The organism is Pseudomonas sp. PDM25 (assembly GCF_019219045.1).
Classification (GTDB): Bacteria; Pseudomonadota; Gammaproteobacteria; order Pseudomonadales; family Pseudomonadaceae; genus Aquipseudomonas.
Genome location: NZ_JAHUWL010000019.1, coordinates 38,055 through 56,562 on the forward strand (window position 1 = coordinate 38,055; position 18,508 = coordinate 56,562).

At 60.3% G+C, this 18,508-nt stretch carries 19 protein-coding genes; 10 read left to right on the plus strand and 9 right to left on the minus strand.

Annotated elements, in window-relative coordinates:
- The first annotated feature begins 1 nt into the window (after nt 1).
- Nucleotides 2-856: a MaoC family dehydratase gene (locus KW848_RS27120; RefSeq protein ID WP_218538624.1), complete on the plus strand. Its 855-nt coding sequence runs from the start codon at nt 2-4 to the stop codon at nt 854-856.
- Nucleotides 857-920: 64 nt separating this feature from the next.
- Here the strand turns inward: KW848_RS27120 and KW848_RS27125 are convergent, their stop codons facing one another.
- Nucleotides 921-1,334 (minus strand): response regulator, encoded by a 414-nt coding sequence (locus KW848_RS27125; RefSeq protein ID WP_192410049.1) that lies wholly within the window; start codon nt 1,332-1,334, stop codon nt 921-923.
- Nucleotides 1,335-1,418: 84 nt separating this feature from the next.
- Entirely contained in the window at nt 1,419-1,616 is a 198-nt protein-coding gene (locus KW848_RS27130; RefSeq protein WP_123369227.1) for a Flp family type IVb pilin, read from the minus strand.
- A gap of 324 nt (nt 1,617-1,940) precedes the next feature.
- On the opposite strand from KW848_RS27130, the gene cpaB reads away from it, so the two are divergent.
- From cpaB to KW848_RS27155, 5 genes are all read left to right on the plus strand, one after another.
- Nucleotides 1,941-2,888: a Flp pilus assembly protein CpaB gene (cpaB, locus tag KW848_RS27135; RefSeq protein ID WP_218538625.1), complete on the plus strand. Its 948-nt coding sequence runs from the start codon at nt 1,941-1,943 to the stop codon at nt 2,886-2,888.
- Between the two features lie 129 nt (nt 2,889-3,017).
- Nucleotides 3,018-4,214, plus strand: coding sequence for a pilus assembly protein (locus tag KW848_RS27140; protein ID WP_111449163.1), 1,197 nt, complete (start codon nt 3,018-3,020; stop codon nt 4,212-4,214).
- Nucleotides 4,211-5,491, plus strand: a complete 1,281-nt coding sequence (locus tag KW848_RS27145; RefSeq protein WP_218538626.1) for a CpaF family protein — start codon at nt 4,211-4,213, stop codon at nt 5,489-5,491. Before KW848_RS27140 ends, KW848_RS27145 begins: the two co-directional genes overlap by 4 nt.
- A gap of 10 nt (nt 5,492-5,501) precedes the next feature.
- Nucleotides 5,502-6,386, plus strand: coding sequence for a type II secretion system F family protein (locus KW848_RS27150; protein ID WP_218538673.1), 885 nt, complete (start codon nt 5,502-5,504; stop codon nt 6,384-6,386).
- Nucleotides 6,383-7,273 (plus strand): type II secretion system F family protein, encoded by an 891-nt coding sequence (locus KW848_RS27155; protein ID WP_218538627.1) that lies wholly within the window; start codon nt 6,383-6,385, stop codon nt 7,271-7,273. The genes KW848_RS27150 and KW848_RS27155 overlap by 4 nt, the downstream gene beginning before the upstream one ends.
- Before the next feature lie 98 nt (nt 7,274-7,371).
- On the opposite strand, the gene KW848_RS27160 is transcribed toward KW848_RS27155, so the two are convergent.
- Complete coding sequence (locus KW848_RS27160) at nt 7,372-8,151, minus strand: response regulator transcription factor (protein WP_218538628.1); 780 nt, start codon at nt 8,149-8,151, stop codon at nt 7,372-7,374.
- Nucleotides 8,152-8,264: 113 nt separating this feature from the next.
- Nucleotides 8,265-8,735, minus strand: coding sequence for a prepilin peptidase (locus KW848_RS27165; protein ID WP_111449168.1), 471 nt, complete (start codon nt 8,733-8,735; stop codon nt 8,265-8,267).
- Nucleotides 8,736-8,810: 75 nt separating this feature from the next.
- Here KW848_RS27165 and KW848_RS27170 point away from each other — a divergent pair, with 75 nt between their 5' ends.
- Complete coding sequence (locus tag KW848_RS27170; protein ID WP_218538629.1) at nt 8,811-9,251, plus strand: TadE/TadG family type IV pilus assembly protein; 441 nt, start codon at nt 8,811-8,813, stop codon at nt 9,249-9,251.
- Entirely contained in the window at nt 9,248-12,001 is a 2,754-nt protein-coding gene (locus KW848_RS27175) for an ATP-binding protein (protein ID WP_218538630.1), read from the plus strand. The genes KW848_RS27170 and KW848_RS27175 overlap by 4 nt, the downstream gene beginning before the upstream one ends.
- Here the strand turns inward: KW848_RS27175 and KW848_RS27180 are convergent.
- From KW848_RS27180 to KW848_RS27200, 5 genes are all read right to left on the minus strand, one after another.
- A complete protein-coding gene (locus KW848_RS27180) occupies nt 11,971-13,953 on the minus strand; it encodes a pilus assembly protein TadG-related protein (protein WP_218538631.1) in 1,983 nt (660 codons plus the stop codon). The genes KW848_RS27175 and KW848_RS27180 overlap by 31 nt on opposite strands.
- Before the next feature lie 236 nt (nt 13,954-14,189).
- On the minus strand, nt 14,190-14,747 hold the full coding sequence (locus KW848_RS27185; RefSeq protein WP_111449172.1) for a DUF4136 domain-containing protein: 558 nt from the start codon (nt 14,745-14,747) through the stop codon (nt 14,190-14,192).
- 54 nt (nt 14,748-14,801) lie between these two features.
- Entirely contained in the window at nt 14,802-15,416 is a 615-nt protein-coding gene (locus KW848_RS27190; protein WP_111449173.1) for a DUF4136 domain-containing protein, read from the minus strand.
- Between the two features lie 12 nt (nt 15,417-15,428).
- Nucleotides 15,429-16,178 (minus strand): methyltransferase domain-containing protein, encoded by a 750-nt coding sequence (locus KW848_RS27195; protein WP_218538632.1) that lies wholly within the window; start codon nt 16,176-16,178, stop codon nt 15,429-15,431.
- Nucleotides 16,178-16,480: a MazG-like family protein gene (locus KW848_RS27200; protein WP_008011269.1), complete on the minus strand. Its 303-nt coding sequence runs from the start codon at nt 16,478-16,480 to the stop codon at nt 16,178-16,180. Before KW848_RS27200 ends, KW848_RS27195 begins: the two co-directional genes overlap by 1 nt.
- Nucleotides 16,481-16,675: 195 nt before the next feature.
- Between KW848_RS27200 and KW848_RS27205 the strand changes: the two genes are divergently transcribed.
- Both KW848_RS27205 and KW848_RS27210 read left to right on the plus strand, forming a co-directional pair.
- Entirely contained in the window at nt 16,676-16,969 is a 294-nt protein-coding gene (locus tag KW848_RS27205; RefSeq protein WP_008153736.1) for a hypothetical protein, read from the plus strand.
- A 163-nt stretch (nt 16,970-17,132) separates the two neighbouring features.
- A complete protein-coding gene (locus KW848_RS27210) occupies nt 17,133-18,482 on the plus strand; it encodes an MATE family efflux transporter (RefSeq protein WP_218538633.1) in 1,350 nt (449 codons plus the stop codon).
- Nucleotides 18,483-18,508: the final 26 nt, after the last annotated feature.

Genomic DNA, 18,508 nt, shown 5'->3' on the forward strand with positions numbered 1-18,508 from the left:
CATGATCATCGATTGGCACACACTCAACCGCGAACCAAGCCTGTCGGGACTGTACGTGCGAGCTGCGACGCGGCGCAAAATCACCGGCATCACCCTGCCCGATTCGGGTTTGCGCTGCTGGATCAATGTCGACCCGGAGCACCTGGCGGACTATCGCAAAGTCTGCGGTTTTGCCGAGAACGGTTTGTTGCCGCCCACCTACCCACACATCCTCGCGTTCGCCTTGCAGATGCAATTGCTGACGGCCAAGGAGTTTCCGTTCCCGCTGCTGGGGTTGATTCACCTGAGCAACCGCATTCGCATCTTTCGCCCAATGGGCGGCGTGAATCGTGTGCGGGTCAGCGTTCAGGTGCAAAACCTCCAGCCCCATGAAAAAGGCGCGACGTTCGACCTGGTGACGACACTCAACGATCAGCTGGGGGCGTTGTGGGAAGCTGAAAGCCAGATGTTGTGTCGCGGGGTCAAACTCGCAGGCGAGCCCGTCGAAGACGTGTTGGCATCGACACTGGAAATGTCGCAAGTGGCCCGCTGGAAAGCGCCGTCGGACATTGGGCGGCAGTACGCCAAGGTGTCCGGCGACTACAACCCGATTCACCTGAGTGCCATCAGCGCCAAACTCTTCGGTTTCCCGAGGGCCATCGCCCATGGCTTGTGGATCAAGGCGCGAACCCTGGCGGCGCTTGCCGATCATCTGCCGGCGGCGAATGTCGAGATTGCGGTGCAATTTCGCAAACCGGTGCGATTGCCCAGTGAGGTGACATTGCTGGCCAGTGCGGCAGGGTCGAGCGGGGATTTGCTGTTGGTCGGTGCGGGGGATCTTGAGCATATGGCGGGGCATTGGCGGCCGGTTGCCTGACCCGGACGCTCCTACGCTCTGTGTTCGACTCTTGGGGGGCAGTTCAGAGCGTGGGAACGATCAATCACTGACTCACTAAATCCAGGCGAGGCTGCGGGAACAAATTATTCAAAGTCTCCAACAACCGCACGTGATAAATCGGCTTGCGAAACAGGTCGAGCACCTGCAACCGCAACATGTCGCTGACATCCTCCATGTCCGCATGCCCCGACGTCACAATCACCGGCAAATGCTGGCGGGACGTATGCTCGCGCAATCGCTTGATCAACGACATGCCGCTTTCCTCCGGCATCCGCAGATCAGTAATCACCAACGCAATATCAGGGTGGCGCGTCAGATGATTCAGCGCGAGCTTGACCGACGTGGCGGTAAAGCAATTGAAGCCCTCGCCCTCCAGCAACTCCGCCAATTCCAGTAAGGCATCCTCCTCATCATCGACCAGAAGAAGCTGTTGGCGCGGAAGTGAGGAAGCGTTCATGGGCAACACCTGCAATGGACTAAGCGCTGACGTTAGAAGCCCTTTGCGGGATTGGCAAGTCGCTGACCCTTGACAGCAGGCAGGTCAAAGCGCGTTTTGGATAGTGGTAAACATGGTGGTGACAGCGGTGGAGATCGGCGTCACAAACGCCGCTAGAGCGACTGCCACCATGCCCGCAATAATGGCGTACTCAATACCCGAAGCCCCCTCGGTATCTTTAGCCAGGCCCTTGTAAAAAGCGATTTCGGATTTGATCTTCTGAGCAATCTTGGAAAAGGACATGGCAGCTCTCCTGAAAGACGACGGGTGTTGCACGGTCGCAACATGATTCCCCTATGCCAGCATCAGCATTGTCGGCATTCCCCGTACCCACAACTGTAAGAACGAATTATCACTAAAGTATTAATCGCGTCGTTGACGCCAAAAAAGTCACGTTTTCGCCCTAGCTACTTACTTTTGTTAGTTATTTTCAGTCCCGTAATGGCTTTTTGCTCTAGCTGAGCTACCGTCAAATAGCGAAATAGTTCCATGTTCATAGCTGCCTGATTGCGAAGTTTTCTCGTTGGGTGCGACGAGGTCTCAAGCAGCAGGAAAGGGAGAGCCGTCATGAACAGTCGTGTCACTCTAGGCTTGGCTGGCTTGTTTCTGGTGGGCGCCATTATTGCCGGTTACTGGGGCCTCACGCTGAGCCGCCAACCCGTTCCCGAGGCGGCCGTGCAAGCCGGGAATGTTACGCCGGCCCCCATCGCCCAGACACCTGCCCCCGTGGACGACCCCACCCGCCAACCGGTAGTGGTGCTGCTGCATGATGTGCCACCGTTCGTACCGATCAGCGCCGCCGACGTGACCCTGGAAAAACTCCGTACCGCCCCGGCCGGCAGCCTGAGTCGCCTCGATCAAGCCATTGGCCGAACACCCTGGCGCGCCCTCAGTGCCGGCACCTGGCTCAATGATGAAAGTTTCGAAGCCGGCGGCAGACTGGCGCGGATGATTCGTCCCGATGAACGCGCCCTCGCCGTCGCGGTGGATGAAGTGATCAATGCCGGCGGGCAACTGACACCGGGGGACTACGTCGATGTGCTGCTGTTTCTGCGCATGGACAACAACAACCTTCAGTCGTCGGCGCAACTGGTGGTGCCGGCCTTGCGGGTGCTCGGGGTGGGCGAACAGATGGGGTTGACCAACGACGGTCAACCTGCAAGCCCGGCCCGCAGTAACGAAGAAAAACTCAGGCAGGAACAAACGCGCACCAGCGCCCACAGCGTCTTGCTTGCCGTCCCCGAACAACTACTGAGTCGGTTGATGCTCGCGGCCCAGGCCGGCGTGTTGCGCCTGGCCGTACGCAGCGCCGATGAAAAACGTCTGGCTCGTTACTGGGCCGGCGAAAGCTATTCAGCGGCCAACCTTGCCAGTACCAACCGCGACTTGATCCAGTTCAGCCAACTGGCCATGACGCCCCCACCCAAACCTGTCATCACCCACGGCGACACAGCACCGCGCAAGCCGAGCGTGGAAGTCATCCGCGGCAACGAAATCACCCAACAAACCCCCTGAATCGAGCAAGGACGAATCTAAATGCCCAGTCGTTGCATGCCCTTATTTCAAGCGCAACGACGACCCGAACTGGTATCACCTGAACTTCCTCGAAAACTGCAACTTCGATAAACGCGGCGGATTATCGCAATGAGCCAGAGCCAGAACCTGAGCCAGACCTTCCTCGCGATCACGCGCAACAGCACCGACCTTGAGTGGCTGCAAGGTGCCCTCGCCCCGTTGGGCCAAGTGGTCAGCGCCGGCAGTGGCAGCCTCGACGAATTGCTGGCGCTGGTGGACGTGACCTTCGCCAGCCTGGTGTTCATCGGCCTGGACCGCGAACACGTGGTGGCCCAAAGCGCACTGATCGAAGGTGCCCTGGAAGCCAAACCGATGCTGGCGATCGTCGCGCTGGGCGATGGCATGGACAACCAACTCGTGCTCAATGCCATGCGCGCCGGTGCACGGGATTTCGTGGCCTATGGTTCGCGTTCCAGTGAAGTCGCGGGGTTGGTACGACGGCTGGGCAAACGCCTGCCGCCCGTGGCCCCGAATACCCAACTGGGCAGCCTGACGGTGCTCTACGGTGTGCAGATCAACGCCGACGGTGCGCTGCTCGCCACGCACCTGGCGCAAGTGGTGCAAAAGAGCGGGCAGCAAACGTTGTTGCTGGACCTGGGCCTGCCACGCGGTGACAGCCTGGCCTTGCTCGGGCTGGAGAGTTCGTTCCACTTCGGCGATGCACTCAGGCACTTGCGGCGCCTCGACGCGACGCTGATCGACAGCGCGTTCACCACCTGCGCCGCCGGGTTGCGGATCCTCGCCTACGCCAGCCACGATATGGCGCTGGAACACACCAGCACCGCCGAGTTGTACATGCTGCTCAGCGCCCTGCGCCAACACTTCCAGCACATCGTGGTGAACCTGACTGGCCAGCCGGACAGCGAAGCGCTACGCACCTTTGTCACCCATTGCGACAAGTTGCTGTGGTACACCGATCAGAACGTACTCGACTGCCGCCGTAACCTGGCGGTACTCAACCTGTGGCGTGAAAAAGGCATGAAGCTCGATCACGCCAGACTGCTGGTGGATCGCTACCTGCGCAACGTCGCTCCGGACTCCGAAACCCTGAGCAAAAGCTTCGGCATGGAGATCATCGCGACCCTCGTCTACAGTCCGGAAGTGCGGCTCAACGCCAAGAACCAAGGTGTGACGCTGTTTGAACTGGCCCCCCGCGAAGGCCTGACTCAAAGCCTGCGCGCCCTCGGCGATCAGTTGGCCAAGCGTTCCGAGGGCCTGGCCAAGCCCAAGTCTGGCTGGTTCAACCGGTTGAGGGGTGCGCAATGAGCGGTGAAAAACTCTTCGGTGCCCCTGTACGCACCACCACTGGCAACACTGACCACGAAGGTCTGAAACTGGTGCTGCACCGCTACATCATCGACGCCATCGAGGAGTCCGGCAAAAACCTGCTGGAGGGTTCGCGGCAGGTGCTCTCACAGTTCGTCATCGACAAGGTTGCCGAGTACATCGCCCGGCTGCACCTGGCAATTTCCCGCTATGAAATGGAGCGTCTGGCCGAAGAAATCGTCGACGAACTCACCGGTTTCGGCCCCTTGGAAGTGCTGCTGCGGGACCCGGCGGTGACGGAGATTCTGGTCAACGGCCCGCACCGGGTGTTCATTGAACGCGACGGCATACTGCATCTAAGCGACCTGCGCTTCATCGATGCGCATCACGTCGAACGGGTTATGCAACGGATCCTCGCGCCCCTCGGCCGACGGCTCGACGAGTCGTCGCCAATGGTCGACGCACGACTGCCCGACGGTAGCCGGGTCAACGCGATCATTCCACCGATTGCGCTCGATGGCCCCTGCCTGTCGATACGTAAATTTCGCAAGGACATGTTCAAAAGCTCGGACTTGATGGCGATGCAAACCATCGATCAGCCGATCTTCGACTTTATTCAGGAGGCCGTGGGCAAGCGCTGCAACATCCTGATCAGCGGCGGCACCGGCACCGGCAAAACCACGCTGCTGAACATTCTCAGCCAGTTGATCAACCCTCACGAGCGACTCGTCACCATCGAAGACGTCGCCGAACTGCAACTGGGCCACCCTCACGTGGTGCGCCTGGAAACCCGACCGCCGAATGCCGAAGGCCACGGCGAAGTGAAGGCCAGTGACCTGATTCGCAACGCCCTGCGGATGCGCCCGGACCGAATCATCCTCGGCGAGATTCGTGGCGTCGAAGTGCTGGACGTACTCACCGCCATGAACACTGGCCACGACGGTTCCATGAGTACCGTGCACGCCAACAACGCCCAGGATGCGCTGTTGCGCCTGGAGACCTTGGTGGGCCTGACGGGCCGTACCATCGCCGAACGGACCTTGCGGCAAATGATCTGCGCCGCACTGGACGTCGTGATCCAGCTCACGCGCCTGCCCGACGGCCGCCGCTGCGTCAGTGAAGTGGTGGAGGTGGTTGGCTTGCGTGAGGACGTGTATGTCACCAACACGTTGTTCCGGTTCGACCGGCGCAGCGGGTTCGGATTCATGCGTGAGGCGGCCAACCCCGCTGGCGACAAACTGCGCCGTGAGTTGGCGCTCTCTCCCTCTGCGTACTGAAGGCCACGGCATGCTCAAACCGGTGCTGCTCATCCTCGTTTCCCTGGTCTTGCTCGGACTGTCGATCCGCCTGTTTTATCGCGGTTTGCGCCAGACCGGCGCCGAGCGGGTACTGGGACGCCTGACCGAGGGGCAACTGCAGCCGGTGCCAACGAAAACCTCCTGGGTCGGTCTGGATCGGGCCTTTCTGCGGGCCGGCCTTGGGCGTCCCTCCAAGCGTCTGAGGGGGTGGCTGCTGCTCTGGGGCTTTGGCATCTCGCTCGGATTTGCTACCGGTGGCTGGTTCGGCTTGTTGGTTCTGTTACTGCTGCCGCCGCTGATTCTGCGTCTGTATGTCAATTGGCGTTATCAGCGCCGACTCCAGCGCATGATCGAACAACTGCCACAAATGCTCGATCACACCGTGCGCAGTCTGAAGTCCGGGCGCACCCTGGCCGATGCGGTGCTGGGCGCCATCGACACCGCTGAAGACCCGCTGAAAAACGCCATGGGGCGGATTCAGCGCAACGTGGTGTTGGGGGTCAGCCTGCCGGATGCCGCGGCGGACTTTGCCGAGTTGTATGAGAAAGACGAACTTCGCCTGTTCGCGCTCGGGTTGAAGGTCAATCACCGCTATGGCGGCAACGCCAGCGAACTGCTGGAAAACCTGATCAAGATGATCCGCGAGCGCGAGCAGGCTGCGCGCCAGCTCAGGGCCATGACCGGTGAAACCCGGGTGACCGCGTGGGTCCTGGGCTGTTTGCCGATTGGCCTGGCCGGCTATTTCCTCGCGACCAACCCTCATTACTTGCTCGCCATGTGGCACGACGGCTCGGGGCAAATCATGCTCGCGTCCGCGTTCGGCTTGCAGGTGGTCGGCAGCCTGACGCTCTGGCATATGTTGCGCAGCGTATGAAAGTGCCTTTGCTGATCTGCGCATTGCTGTTTCTGGGGGCAACATTGTTGCTGCTCAGCGGTTTGCTGGAACACCGTCGGCGGGTTCGCCAGGTGGCGCAACGGCTCGACGGCAAACTGGCGAGCGACAACCGGGTAAATCAGTGGCTTGAGCTGCTGGGCAGTAGCCGGATCGGTCAGCGCTCGGTCAACCTGGATAACGAAACCCAGGCATTGCTTAACCGTCTCGGCTGGCGCAGTGCCCGGCGACGTTCACTGTTCGCGGCGTTCCAGGTAGGCGCTCCGGTGCTGGCGCTGGCCCTGACCTTGCTGATCCAGGCCGTGTTCTTCCCTCACACAAACAATCACTGGATGGCCCCGGCGTTCGCCACCTGCCTCGGCTATCTATTGCCCAAACGGTTGCTGGCCGCTGCCGCGCAGCGTCGGCAAAAACAACTGGCGTTCGAGATTTCCACCTTCATTCCGCTGCTGCGCATCCTGTTCGAATCGGGCATGGCGGTGGAGCAGTCGCTGCGAGTGTTGAGCAATGAAGGCAAACAATTATTGCCGGCCCTGACCCATGAATTGCGCCTGGTATTGGCCCGGGTCGATTCCGGCCTGGAACTGGGCGAAGAACTGCACAAAACCACCCTATTGCTGGCCGTCGACGAGTTCACCGACACCTGCGTCATCCTTGAGCAGTTGATCCATCAGGGGGGCGGTGCAATGAAATCCCTGCTGACCCTCAAGCAATTGCTCGATGACCGGCGCCTGACGCGCCTGCAGGAATACATCTCCAAGCTGTCCGCCAAAATGTCCATCGTGATGATGCTGTTTCTCTTCCCGGCGTTATTGATCGTACTGGCCGGCCCGGGCTTCACCGCCCTGTCCCGTGCCTTTGGTCATTAGAGGGATCGTGATGAAAGCAATAATTGCCGGTTTGAATCGGCTGTTGTCAGGCCGTTGCGCGAGCATGGTGCGGGCACTTGGTAAAAAAAGACAAAAACCTAATGCGCCGTCACCCCCTGACGTAATCCATGACCGGGTAACAACGCCAGCGCCAGCTGCGTCCGGTTATGCATACGGGTCAACCGCAAAACCTGCGACACATAAAGCTTCACCGTGTTCTCGGTAATCCCCAGCTCACAGGCAATCTGATAATTCGTCTGCCCCTTCCCCACCAACCGCGCCACCTCCAACTGCCTAGGCGACAGGTGATTGAAAATCGCCGGAATCTCAACCCGATCCACAGCGATGACAGCCTCATCAGTGGAAACCGATAACCGCGGCCCCCGCCGAACCTTATCCAGATCCTGATACAGATCATCGATCGACTCGGCAAGGTACTGCAGCTTCTGATCCAGATGCCCCAGCTGCAGACTCTTCTGCCGCTCCTGCAAAACCACTGCCTGACGCGCAATCCCCTCGAGCAACTCACCCGGATTAATCGGCTTCTGGTAGTAATCGGCAAACCCGGCCCGCAACGCCTTGATCACATCCTGCTTGTCCGCACGTCCAGTGAGCATGATGGCTTCAAACACTCGGTGCTTGCCGGATAACCGTTGCAGCTCCTGAACCAGTTGAATCCCGTCCAGACCGGGCATGTGCAAATCGCAAAGCACCAGGCTGATCGCTTCGTCTTCATTGAAACGTTCGACGGCCTGATGGCCTGTCTCGCAAGAAACGCAACGGTAACCGCGGCCGTCAAGAAGCTCGCAGAGCTCTGCGGCAATCAACGGCTGGGCATCGACCACAAGGATTTTTACTGCCGATGAAAGCTTGTTCACGTGCGACTCCCTGCAAGGTCAAAATTGACCGTTCCTCTACAAACAGCCACAGACAGTACAAATGCTGAGTTGAAAGTAGACGTACTTTCCGACTCTGTACATAGAACGGGCGACTAGTGAAACCAGGCGAGTGTGAGCAACAGGCCCACCAATACGAAGGGTGCAAAGGGCTGTTTCTTTGACATTCCAGGCCCCAGATATCGAAGATGATTTCTAAGCCCTTGGCCCATATGAAGCCAGACTCTTGGCGCCAGCAGCAGCCACAGCACACTGGCCAATCCGGCACCGATGAACACGCCGAGCAGGTGCATGCCGTCCGTCGCCAGACCCAGGCCAGTCATTAATTTCACATCGCCTGCGCCCAAGCGTCTCAGCGCATAACCGGGCAAGGTGAAAGCCAGCGCCAGCAAAAAAGCCCAACCGCCCTGCACCGCTTCGGCCCCCAGCCAGGTCGTGCCCGTCCACAGGAGATACGCCAGCGCCAACGCCGCTGCGCCAAGGGTCAGGCCATTGGCGATGTGTCGTTCTCGAGCATCCTGTGCTGCGCATAGCGTCAGCCAGATCAGTAATACAAAGCTCTGCATCCGGTAAAAAACGTCCGTTTTGGCTGAATGATTCTATGCTGATATCACGTCGTGAATATCAGGGTAGACGCAGTCATGAAAACAGGCCTCCCCCGTAAGCAAAAAGGCGCTGTAGCGATTGAATTCGCGTTGGTGTTTCTCATCTTTTTCGCCGTGTTCTATGGAATCGTCACGTACAGCTTGCCGCTGTTGCTGATGCAATCGTTCACCCAGTCGACCGCCGAAGCGGTGCGCCGAAGCGTGGCGCTGGACCCGAGCACCCCCGGGTACACCACCGCGATAAAAACCGTTGCCACGACAGAACTGAGCCGACAGTTGGCCTGGATTCCTGCCGCACTGAATTTCAATATCGCCACCGACGCCAGCGCCACCTACGTGGGCGGGGTGTTGAAGGTCAGCATCAACTACCCCACCAGCAAACTGCAGCAGGTCATCCCGTTTCTGAACGTGCCGGGAATTGGCCAAGTGCCCAATCTGCCGGCCAACCTCTCCGCCAGTTCGAGCCTGCAATTTTGAGTTCCGCAGACAAACTCTTCGGGCGCCTGCTCAATCGCCATCCGCCTCCGCCAGTGGACATGCCAGACACCCTGAGCGTGCAAAGTGTCGGTTTGCAGATGCACCTGGATGCCGAAGGTCGAGTGATTCACCTGACCGGCCCGCTGCGGCATGTGCTGGCCCAGCAGACGCCCGCAGCGCAAGCACCGCACCTGCTCGATTTCCTCATGCCCCACAGCGGCCTCGCCGTTGAAGGCTCGCCCGTCGACTGGCAGGGCCAGAATCTGGACCTGGACTTTTACAGCCTCAACGGACAACCCCTGCACTTGCGTGGCTGGGTCCAGCCATTGGCCGATGCCTGGTTGTTGCAGTTGCTGGACATCGGCGACTTGTTGCTCGAACGCCGGCAATCACGCAGCCGCGAGCAATGCCAATTACTCGCAGCGCAGATCGGCGAACAGTTGCGCCGGTGCAACCTGACGCGCCTGCCCGAGGTGTTGGAGGAACAACTGCAAGGCCTGGCCCAGCGTTTTCACATGCCCTGCATTGCGGTGGCGTTACTCGATGAACAGGAAGAAGGCTGGCAGATTCACCAGCATTACACGGCCGTCGATGCGCCCCTCCTGTGGCAAAACGCGCAGCGCCTGGGCACGGGGCTCGACAGCCTGAACGGCTCTGCGCCGCAATGCCTGACGCCCGCTGAACATCCCCGTTTACAAGGCATCTTCGGCAATGCCGAAGGGTTCGCGGTGCCCTATCACGATGCTCAGGGTGTGGCCGCCTGGTTGCTGTGTGGCCTTTATCCGGTGCAGCAACAGGCGCCCGACCTGAATGATCGCGACTGGTTACAACTGACCGCCGCGCTGGCAGGCCCGTTGCTTGAGCGCTTGCGCGAGCACCGGCACCATCTGCAACTGGAACGGCTGGAGTCGCTGCAAGCCCTGCTCGGCACCGGATGGTGGGAGGTGTTCAGCGACAGTCGCGAAGTGCAATTGGCGCCGTCGCTGGCCAGCAACCTGAACCTTACGATCGATCGTTTGCCCCTGCACGACTGGCTTGATCGGGTGCACCCCGCCGACCGTGAAGAGTTGAGCAGTCGTCTGCAAGCCTTGCAAGACGACGGCACCCCGCTGCTGCTGTGCGTGCGTTTGGCACAAACGCCGAACTGGTATCGCCTGCAAGGCCAGGTCCTGGGCATCGGTAAAAACCGGCGGTTGGTGGGCTTCATGCTCGACATCAGCGACATCAAAAACCAGGAGCAAAACGCCGCGGCGGCCCATGCCCGACTGGACAATCTGATCGCCAGCTCGCCGGCGGTGATCTACGTGCAACGCTATGTCGAAGGTGCGCTGCAACCGACGTTTTTCAGTGACAGCCTGATGCCGCTACTCGGCTGGACACTGGCTGATTGCGCGGCGGGGACCTTGGTTGAAAAGGTCCACCCGGATGACCGCGATCGGTACTTCGAACGTACCCGACATTTGCTGCGTGAAGGTTCGGTGCGCGCCCGCTATCGGCTGCGCGACAGTCGCGGCGAATACCACTGGCTACTCGATGAAGCCAAGCTCCTGCGCGACGACCTTGGCTTGCCGGTGGAAGCCGTCGGCCTGTGGCTGGACGTCACCGAAGCGACCCAGGCCGCCGAACAGGTGAAGCAGAGTGAAGAACGTTACCGGATCCTGGTGGAAGACTCTCCGGCGATGATCTGCCGCTACCGCCCGGACCTGACCCTGAGCTTCGGCAACCGCCCGCTGGCGACTTACCTGGAGTGCCAGCCCGAGCAACTGCCCGGGGTGAATCTGGGTAGCTGGATGTCGCAGGAACAGCGCGAAGCGTTTCTCCTGCGGCTCAGCCGACTCAGCCCGGAATTCCCGGTCAGCACCGCGGAAATCAACCTGCAACTGCCGGGACGGGAACATGCCTGGTGGGTGTGGTCGGATCGCGGGGTGTTCGATGAGCACGGCCATTTGCTGGAGATTCAGGCCGTGGGGCGCGACAACACCGAGGTCCGCCGCGCCCAGCAGCAGCTCACCCAAAGTGCAAAAATGGCCACCCTCGGTGAAATGGCCACAGGGCTGGCCCATGAAATCAATCAGCCGTTGAATGTGATGCGCATGGCCATCGTCAACGTACTCAAGCGTCTGAGCAACGGCGATGCGCAAATCGATTACCTGACCGACAAGCTCAACCGTATCGATGCACAGGTCCAACGCGCCGCGCGGGTGGTGGATCACATGCGGGTGTTTGGCCGCCGCTCGGAGATCGAGCAGCATCCGTTCAATCCGGCGCAAGCCATCGAAGGCACAATGTCGCTGCTGGCTGAAGGGATGCGCGGCAAAGGGGTCGAGCTGCGGGTCAACGAGACCGGGTTTGAAGTGCAAGTGCGCGGTTATGTCGATCAGCTCGAACAGGTGTTGATCAATTTGATGGTCAACGCTCGGGATGCGTTGCTCGGCAAACGCGAGGCCAACCGCGAGTTCAAACCGTGGATCTCGGTGTACGCCGAACGTGATGCGTATTCGGTGCGGCTGTGGGTCGAGGACAACGGCGGCGGTATCGATCCGCGGTTGCTGGAGCGGATCTTCGAGCCGTTCTTCACCACCAAACCCGTGGGTGTCGGCACCGGGCTCGGGTTGTCGGTGAGTTACGGCATCGTCGAGAACATGGGCGGAAAACTGAGCGTTAGAAACTCGGTCGAGGGCGCACGGTTTTGTATCGAACTGCCGATTATTGCCGATGATCAGATCACCAGCGTCGCTCGTCCTGAGTGACAACTGAGGTTGGCGCCGACATCGACCTTGTTCAGATCGATTCCCAGGCTGAGCAGCAGTGTGTTGATCAAGGTGTCGAGTAACGGGCTGAGCACGCTGTTGATCGTGTTGATCAGCAATGTGGTGACAGTGCTGAGGATCGCCCCCAGACCACCGACCAGACTGCCCGTCGGGCCGTACATGTCGACTTTGATATTGGTCGCCGTGTCGGTAAGGCTGCTGACGATATTGCTGGTGGAATAGGAATAGTAGAACGGTGTCTGGTTGATCTCCGGCAGGCTGGTGGCCGGCGGTGCGGAATAGACGTGCGGCATGTTGGCGCTGGATGCCACGCTGGTGTCGGCCATGATATCGATACCGCCGCCGACGCCTGGAATCCGCGGGTCGCAACTGACAGGAAGGAACAGGAACCGGCGACAGGTTTTCACCCCGATATCGATCACCTTCAACGGCTGCACCACCACGGCGGGCGGCGTGGTGTTGTTGCCAAAAGTCGTGCTCGGGTCGATCTTGCCGATTTTCAGCGTCACCAGTGAAGTGCTGGTATTGGTGGTCAGGGATTTGTTGGTAGTGCTGACGCAGCTGTAGGCGGTGACGTAACTGGAGGCGCTCGCAACGTCCAGTGCGACATCGAGGCTCACGGTACTGGAAAGCGGCACGATCGAGGGTGTTTCACACGCCGCGCCGAGCGCGCAGGTCAGTGAGTTAATGACACCGACCAAATCAAGATTGAGCAAGGCGTTCAAGGTATTGGTCAACGGTCCGGCAAGATCAGCCGCCGCATCGACCAAAGGTTGAATCGCACTCAGAATGGGCAAGTCGATCGACAGCAATGTACGCACCTGAGCGGTTTTCACATAGATCCGGTTAGGTCCCAACGGCGCGAGCGCGGCGTTTTTCGGATTGCCGATGGCCGAGAGCTGTGGCGGCTCCAGTATCTGCACCCGAGCAGTGATTTGCGCGAGCCCCGCGAGGTTGATCGGCAAGGTTGCCACCAGGCCGTTTTTCTTGTTGGCCAGTTGCACGAAGGCTTCGATCAGGTCGAACACTTTCAGGTTGGTCCCCAGCGCCGTCACGGTGCTGCCAGCCTCGACGTGCAACACATTGCCGAGTACGACGGTGGTTGCGCCTGCCGCGACCTTCAGCGCTTGAAGACTGGCAATGGTTGCGGTCGCGCCGAGTGTGCCGCCGGGGTCCAGTACATTGACGGCGGTCTGAATCAACTGGCTGACGGCAATCGTATTGCCCAATACCTGGTCATACCCGGCAGCGCTGAGGTTAAGGTCGACCTTCAATCGATCGAGGTAGCCGAGCAGGCTGATGTCGGTGTTCACCAGGCCGTTCCAGCCCGCCGCGCTGATGTTCAGATTGCCTCCGAGCAAACCACCGAACAGCGCGTTGAGCGTGGCCGATTTGCTGGTATCGACGCTCAACGTCGTGCTGCGCAGGGTCAGCGAAGCCTGCGGTGGCGGTAATGCGGCGACAGCGCTGGCCGTCAGGTTGATTGTCGCTGCGCGTGGAGCGCCACCGAACAGCGCGCCGACACCGCCGGCGAAACTCTGCTGGACCCAATGGCTGGCGATCACCCGAATGGCTTCGCTCTTGCTCGGGTCGGCGCCAAACACTCGCAGGTTATTGGCATCCAGGGTCAAGGCGCCGCAAGCGACCAACAGATTGCGATTGGGGTCAGGAAGGGTAAAGCCGTTACGGTTTGCGCTGGCGGTGGCATAGACGGTGGCTGTGTTGCCAGCGGCGCAATCCCCCCCTCGGGTGGAAGCTTCAAGTGCGGCCATGTCCGCCACGCGCTGCAGGTCACGCTTTTCCAGGTACAAACGACCGCTGTCGACCACGACCAGCAAGAACATCAGGGCCATGCCCAATGTCAGCGCCGCCATCAAACCGATCGCCCCCCGTTGCCGGGACGGGCTGCGAAACTGCAAACGCGGAGACATCGCACACTCCTTTGCCGGTGCACAACCGAGGGCTACCTCCATGGGTGAACAGCAGTGTAGACAAGACTTGGCTGAACTGCTGGCAACATGCCAGCGCAGACAACAAAAACCACTGTGGGAGCGGGCTTGCTCGCGAAGAGGGAGTGTCAGTCGACATTGATGCTGACTGATACACCGCATTCGTCGGAACGCCGCCCGGAGCAAGCCCGCTCCCACAGGTTTTTTGGTTGTTGAGTTTATTTGGGTGGGTAGTTGGCGAGAATTCGCCCGACCGTTTCCTGGATGGCAGTGCTGCGATCCGACGGGTTCGGTGTGCGGCTAAGTATCTGCTCGTCACTGCCGCGCCATACCAGTTTGCCGTCCTTGCCGTCGAGCAGGTCGATCTGGATGATCGCCACGTTGTAACTGACGTTACGGGTTTCGGTGTACATCGGCCCGCCCCAGTAGCCGTTCCATGGATTACCCCACGCGCCGCCGTAGTTGGTGGTTACTTGTTGCTGGCGCTGTTCGACGATCAGATAGGTCTGCACGTTCAAATCGCCCTTTTGGCCACCGGCAGCCGGACGCAGGCCACGTTGATCGAGCTGATCGCTCACCGATTGGCGGATGCGTTGTTCAGTCAGGTCGCTCTTGATGCGTGGGTCATCGGGCCGATATTGCAGGGCGGGCTCTTTCCAGCTCCAGCTGCGATAGGCGGCGAAGTCGCGGCTGGCATCGAAGTCATGATTGACCTGGTTGCCGGCGCAGGCACTGAGCAGCCCGGCCACAGCCAGTAAAGCGAGACGGCGGAACATGATAGTTCTCCGGTTGAAGACACGAACCTGCGTACTGCTTCTTGACTACAGAAGCTAACTAGGAGGATACGCCGACATCGCCTTTTCTACAGCTTCACGTATCGCATCGGCACGCTCCCTCTCGCTGCCGCGATTGCTGGTTTCGGCGCTGGCACTCCATACCGGTTGACCGTTCTGAGCGTCAAACAAATCAACCCGCACCACCACGACCTGTTCCTGATAAGTCCGCACGATCGGCACGGTGTTGTACATGCCGTAACCGCTGCCGTAGCGGTTGTAACCGCCATAGCCGCCGCCGTAATAACCATAGTCATCCCGAACCTGGCGCAGACGGGTTTCCAGGTGCAGCTCGGCGCTGACAAACAGGTCGGCCGGGCGGTTATCGTGCAGCGGGCGCAAGCCACGTTGATCGAGCGCATTGCTGACGGCTTCGGCGACCTGCGCCGAATCCGCCCAGGCGGTGCCCGACGGCAGCTGCCCGTTGAGCCAGGCCCAACTGCGGTAACGCCCGTAGTCCCGCGGCGGTGCCGGGTAGGCGCTATGGTCGAAGGTGTTGGCCGCCTGAGGCGGCGCGGGTGGCAAGGGGTTGGATGACGCCACATAAGGGTTGCTGCCCTGGCAGGCCGCCAACCCGAGACAGATCACCAGTAACCCCGAACGACTGTTCATTTCGTGCTCCGATCAGACCGGCCGACAGATCCAGTGCAAGTAGCGCCCAAGCCCGGCAAAGCTTGGGTGACGACGGTGGGCCAGTTCCATTTCCAGCAAGTCCACCAGTTCGGCACGGGCCTGGAATTCCACAGGCATGTAGTCGTGAAAAACCCGCACCCCGCTCTGGGTTTCGACCTGCCACATTCCTTCAAGTTGCGCCGCCAGTTCCCGTGGATCAAGGGGCTGCTGCGGGGTCAGGCTTTGCTTTTCGCCGGCCATGTCGTTCTTGCGCATCTTGCGGAAGTGGCCTTTGAGCAGGTTGCGATAGATCAACGCATCGCGGTTGTAGAAGGCCAGGGACAACCAGCCAGCTGGTTTGGTCAATTGATGCAGCACAGGCAGAATCGCGTGGGGTTCGGCCAGCCATTCCAGCACGGCGTGACACAGCACCAGATCGTAGGGTTCGGTGAGTTGGCCGAGCAGGTCCTGCCACGGCGCCTGAATGAACGTCGCTGTTTGCCCGGCGTCGGCAAAGCGCTGACGGGCGCCTTCGAGCATCGGCTCGGCGGGCTCGGCCAGCGTGACCTCATGACCACGCTGGGCCAGCCACAATGACATGTGGCCCAGGCCGGCGCCGATGTCCAGTACACGCAAAGGTCGGTCCGGCAGAGTCTCGGCCAGGTCGGCCTGAAGCACCGCCAGACGGATCGCGCCTTTGGCACCCCCGTAGATTTTTTCGGCAAAGCGGGTCGCCAGTTGATCGAAATGACGGTCGCTCATCAGCTGAACCTCCGTTCGCTGTCGGCGAGTTTGCTGCGCACCACTTCATTCATGTCCAACCCCAACTCGCTGCACAGCAGCAGTAGATAGAGCACGATGTCGCCGATTTCCTGCCCGGCATGGGCGAGCTTGTCCGCCGGCAACTGGCGCGACTGGTCTTCGGTCAGCCACTGGAAAATCTCCACCAACTCGGACATTTCCACGCTCGCGGCCATGGCCAGGTTCTTCGGGCTGTGAAATTGCCGCCAGTCATTGCGGTCACGGATGGCGTGCAGGCGTTCGGTCAGTTCAACAAGGTTCATCGGGCTCTCCTGAAGGCGTATAGCTTCGGGGGGATGACGGGGGAAGGCAAGCGTCTCGGTGTGACGCGGATCTTTGCACCATAATCAAAAGATCGCAGCCTGCGGCATCTCCTACGGGAACTCGGCACCCTGCTCGATAGCCCAAGGCTCAAGTCCGGCAACCACGCCACCACTTTCATCAAGGACGCTCACGATATGCAGGTAGAAAGTTTTTTCGAATGGCTCGGCCAGGCACTCGGTTCGGTTATCCGTTTCATCGTTGACAGCCTCAGCGGCTTGTTCAATCTGCTGAGCCATGCGGGCAGCAACTTTGTCGAAGGGCTGTCCCGTGCGCTGGGCATGGACGCGTCGATCATCAGCATCATTGCGCTGATTCTGGGGTTGATGCTGTTGTGGTCGGCGATTCGGGCGTTCATGAATGCGTCGATCATCATGGGGATTATCTGGTTGCTGCTGGGGTTGTGGTTGTTGAGCTGGATAATCCACTAACACCACAAATCCATTGTGGGAGCGGGCTTGCTCGCGAAAGCGGTGTGTCAGCCAACATCAATGTTGAATGTACTGCCGCCTTCGCGAGCAAGCCCGCTCCCACAATGGATCGCTGCAGACTCCCAATGTGTCGCTACAATGCCCGCTCCCCCAAGGAGCCTGCATGTCCAACCTGATCGCCGACTGGCGCGACCGCCCCACCCATCGTCGAGTCTGGGCGCTCGCCGCACCGATGATTCTCTCGAACATTTCCGTACCGCTGGTGGCGCTGGTCGACAGTACCGTCATCGGCCACTTGCCCCACGCCCATCAATTGGGCGCCGTGGCGGTCGGGGCCAGCCTGTATACCTTTCTCGCCTGGGCCATGGGTTTTCTGCGCATGGGCACCACCGGTTTCGCCGCACAGGCCGCCGGACGGGGGGACGGCGCGGCCTTGCGGCAGATCTTGCTGCAGGGTTTGTTGTTGGCAATGGGCCTGGCCATTGTCCTGGGAGCACTGGGCGTGCCGTTGAGCGGGGTTGCGCTGCACTTCATGCAGCCATCGGCGGAGCTGGATCAGCTGACCCGCGAGTTTTTCCACACGCGCCTGTTCGGTCTGCCGGCAGCACTGGCCAGTTATGCGCTGGTCGGCTGGTTCCTCGGCACTCAGAACGCCCGGGCGCCGCTGGCCATTCTGCTGAGCACCAACCTGGTGAACATCGCGCTGAACCTGTGGTTCGTTCTCGGGCTGGAGTGGGGGGTGGTTGGTGCGGCTCGCGCATCGGTGATCGCCGAATGGACCGGTGCGCTGATCGGCCTGCTGATGACCCGCAACGCCCTGCGCGCCTATCCCGGCCACATCGCCTGGGCCGCGCTGGCGCTGTGGCAGAGCTGGCGGCCGCTATTGGCGGTCAACCGCGACATTTTCATCCGCAGCCTGGCGCTGCAATCGGTATTTTTCCTGATCACCGTGCAAGGCGCGCGACTGGGTGATGCCACCGTCGCCGCCAACGCGCTGCTGCTCAACGGTTTGCTGCTGACCGCCCATGCGCTGGACGGCCTGGCCCACGCGGTGGAAGCCCTTTGTGGCCACGCCATTGGTGCCCGTGATCGAGAGGCCCTGCGCCGCTCATTGGTGGTGGCCTGCGGTTGGTCGTTGCTGGCGAGCCTGGGCTTTGCCGTGCTGTTCCTGTTCGCCGGGCATCTGTTTATCGAGATGCAGACCAACATTCAGAGCGTGCGCGACACGGCGTTCATTTACCTGCCCTACCTCGCCGCGCTGCCGCTGATTGCGGTCGGGAGTTACCTGCTCGACGGGTTGTTTATCGGCGCCACCCGTGCCCGGGAAATGCGCAACGGTATGCTGCTGACAGTGATTTTGTTACTGCCGTTCGCTTGGGCGCTGCAAGGTTTTGGCAACCATGGACTGTGGATAACCTTTCTATTGTTCATGTTGCTGCGCAGCCTGACCCTCGGCGCGTTTGCCTGGTATCTGCACAAAAACGACGGCTGGTTCGCCGGCAAAGCTCACTGAGTCGGCGTGGCGAGTGCGCGAGAACA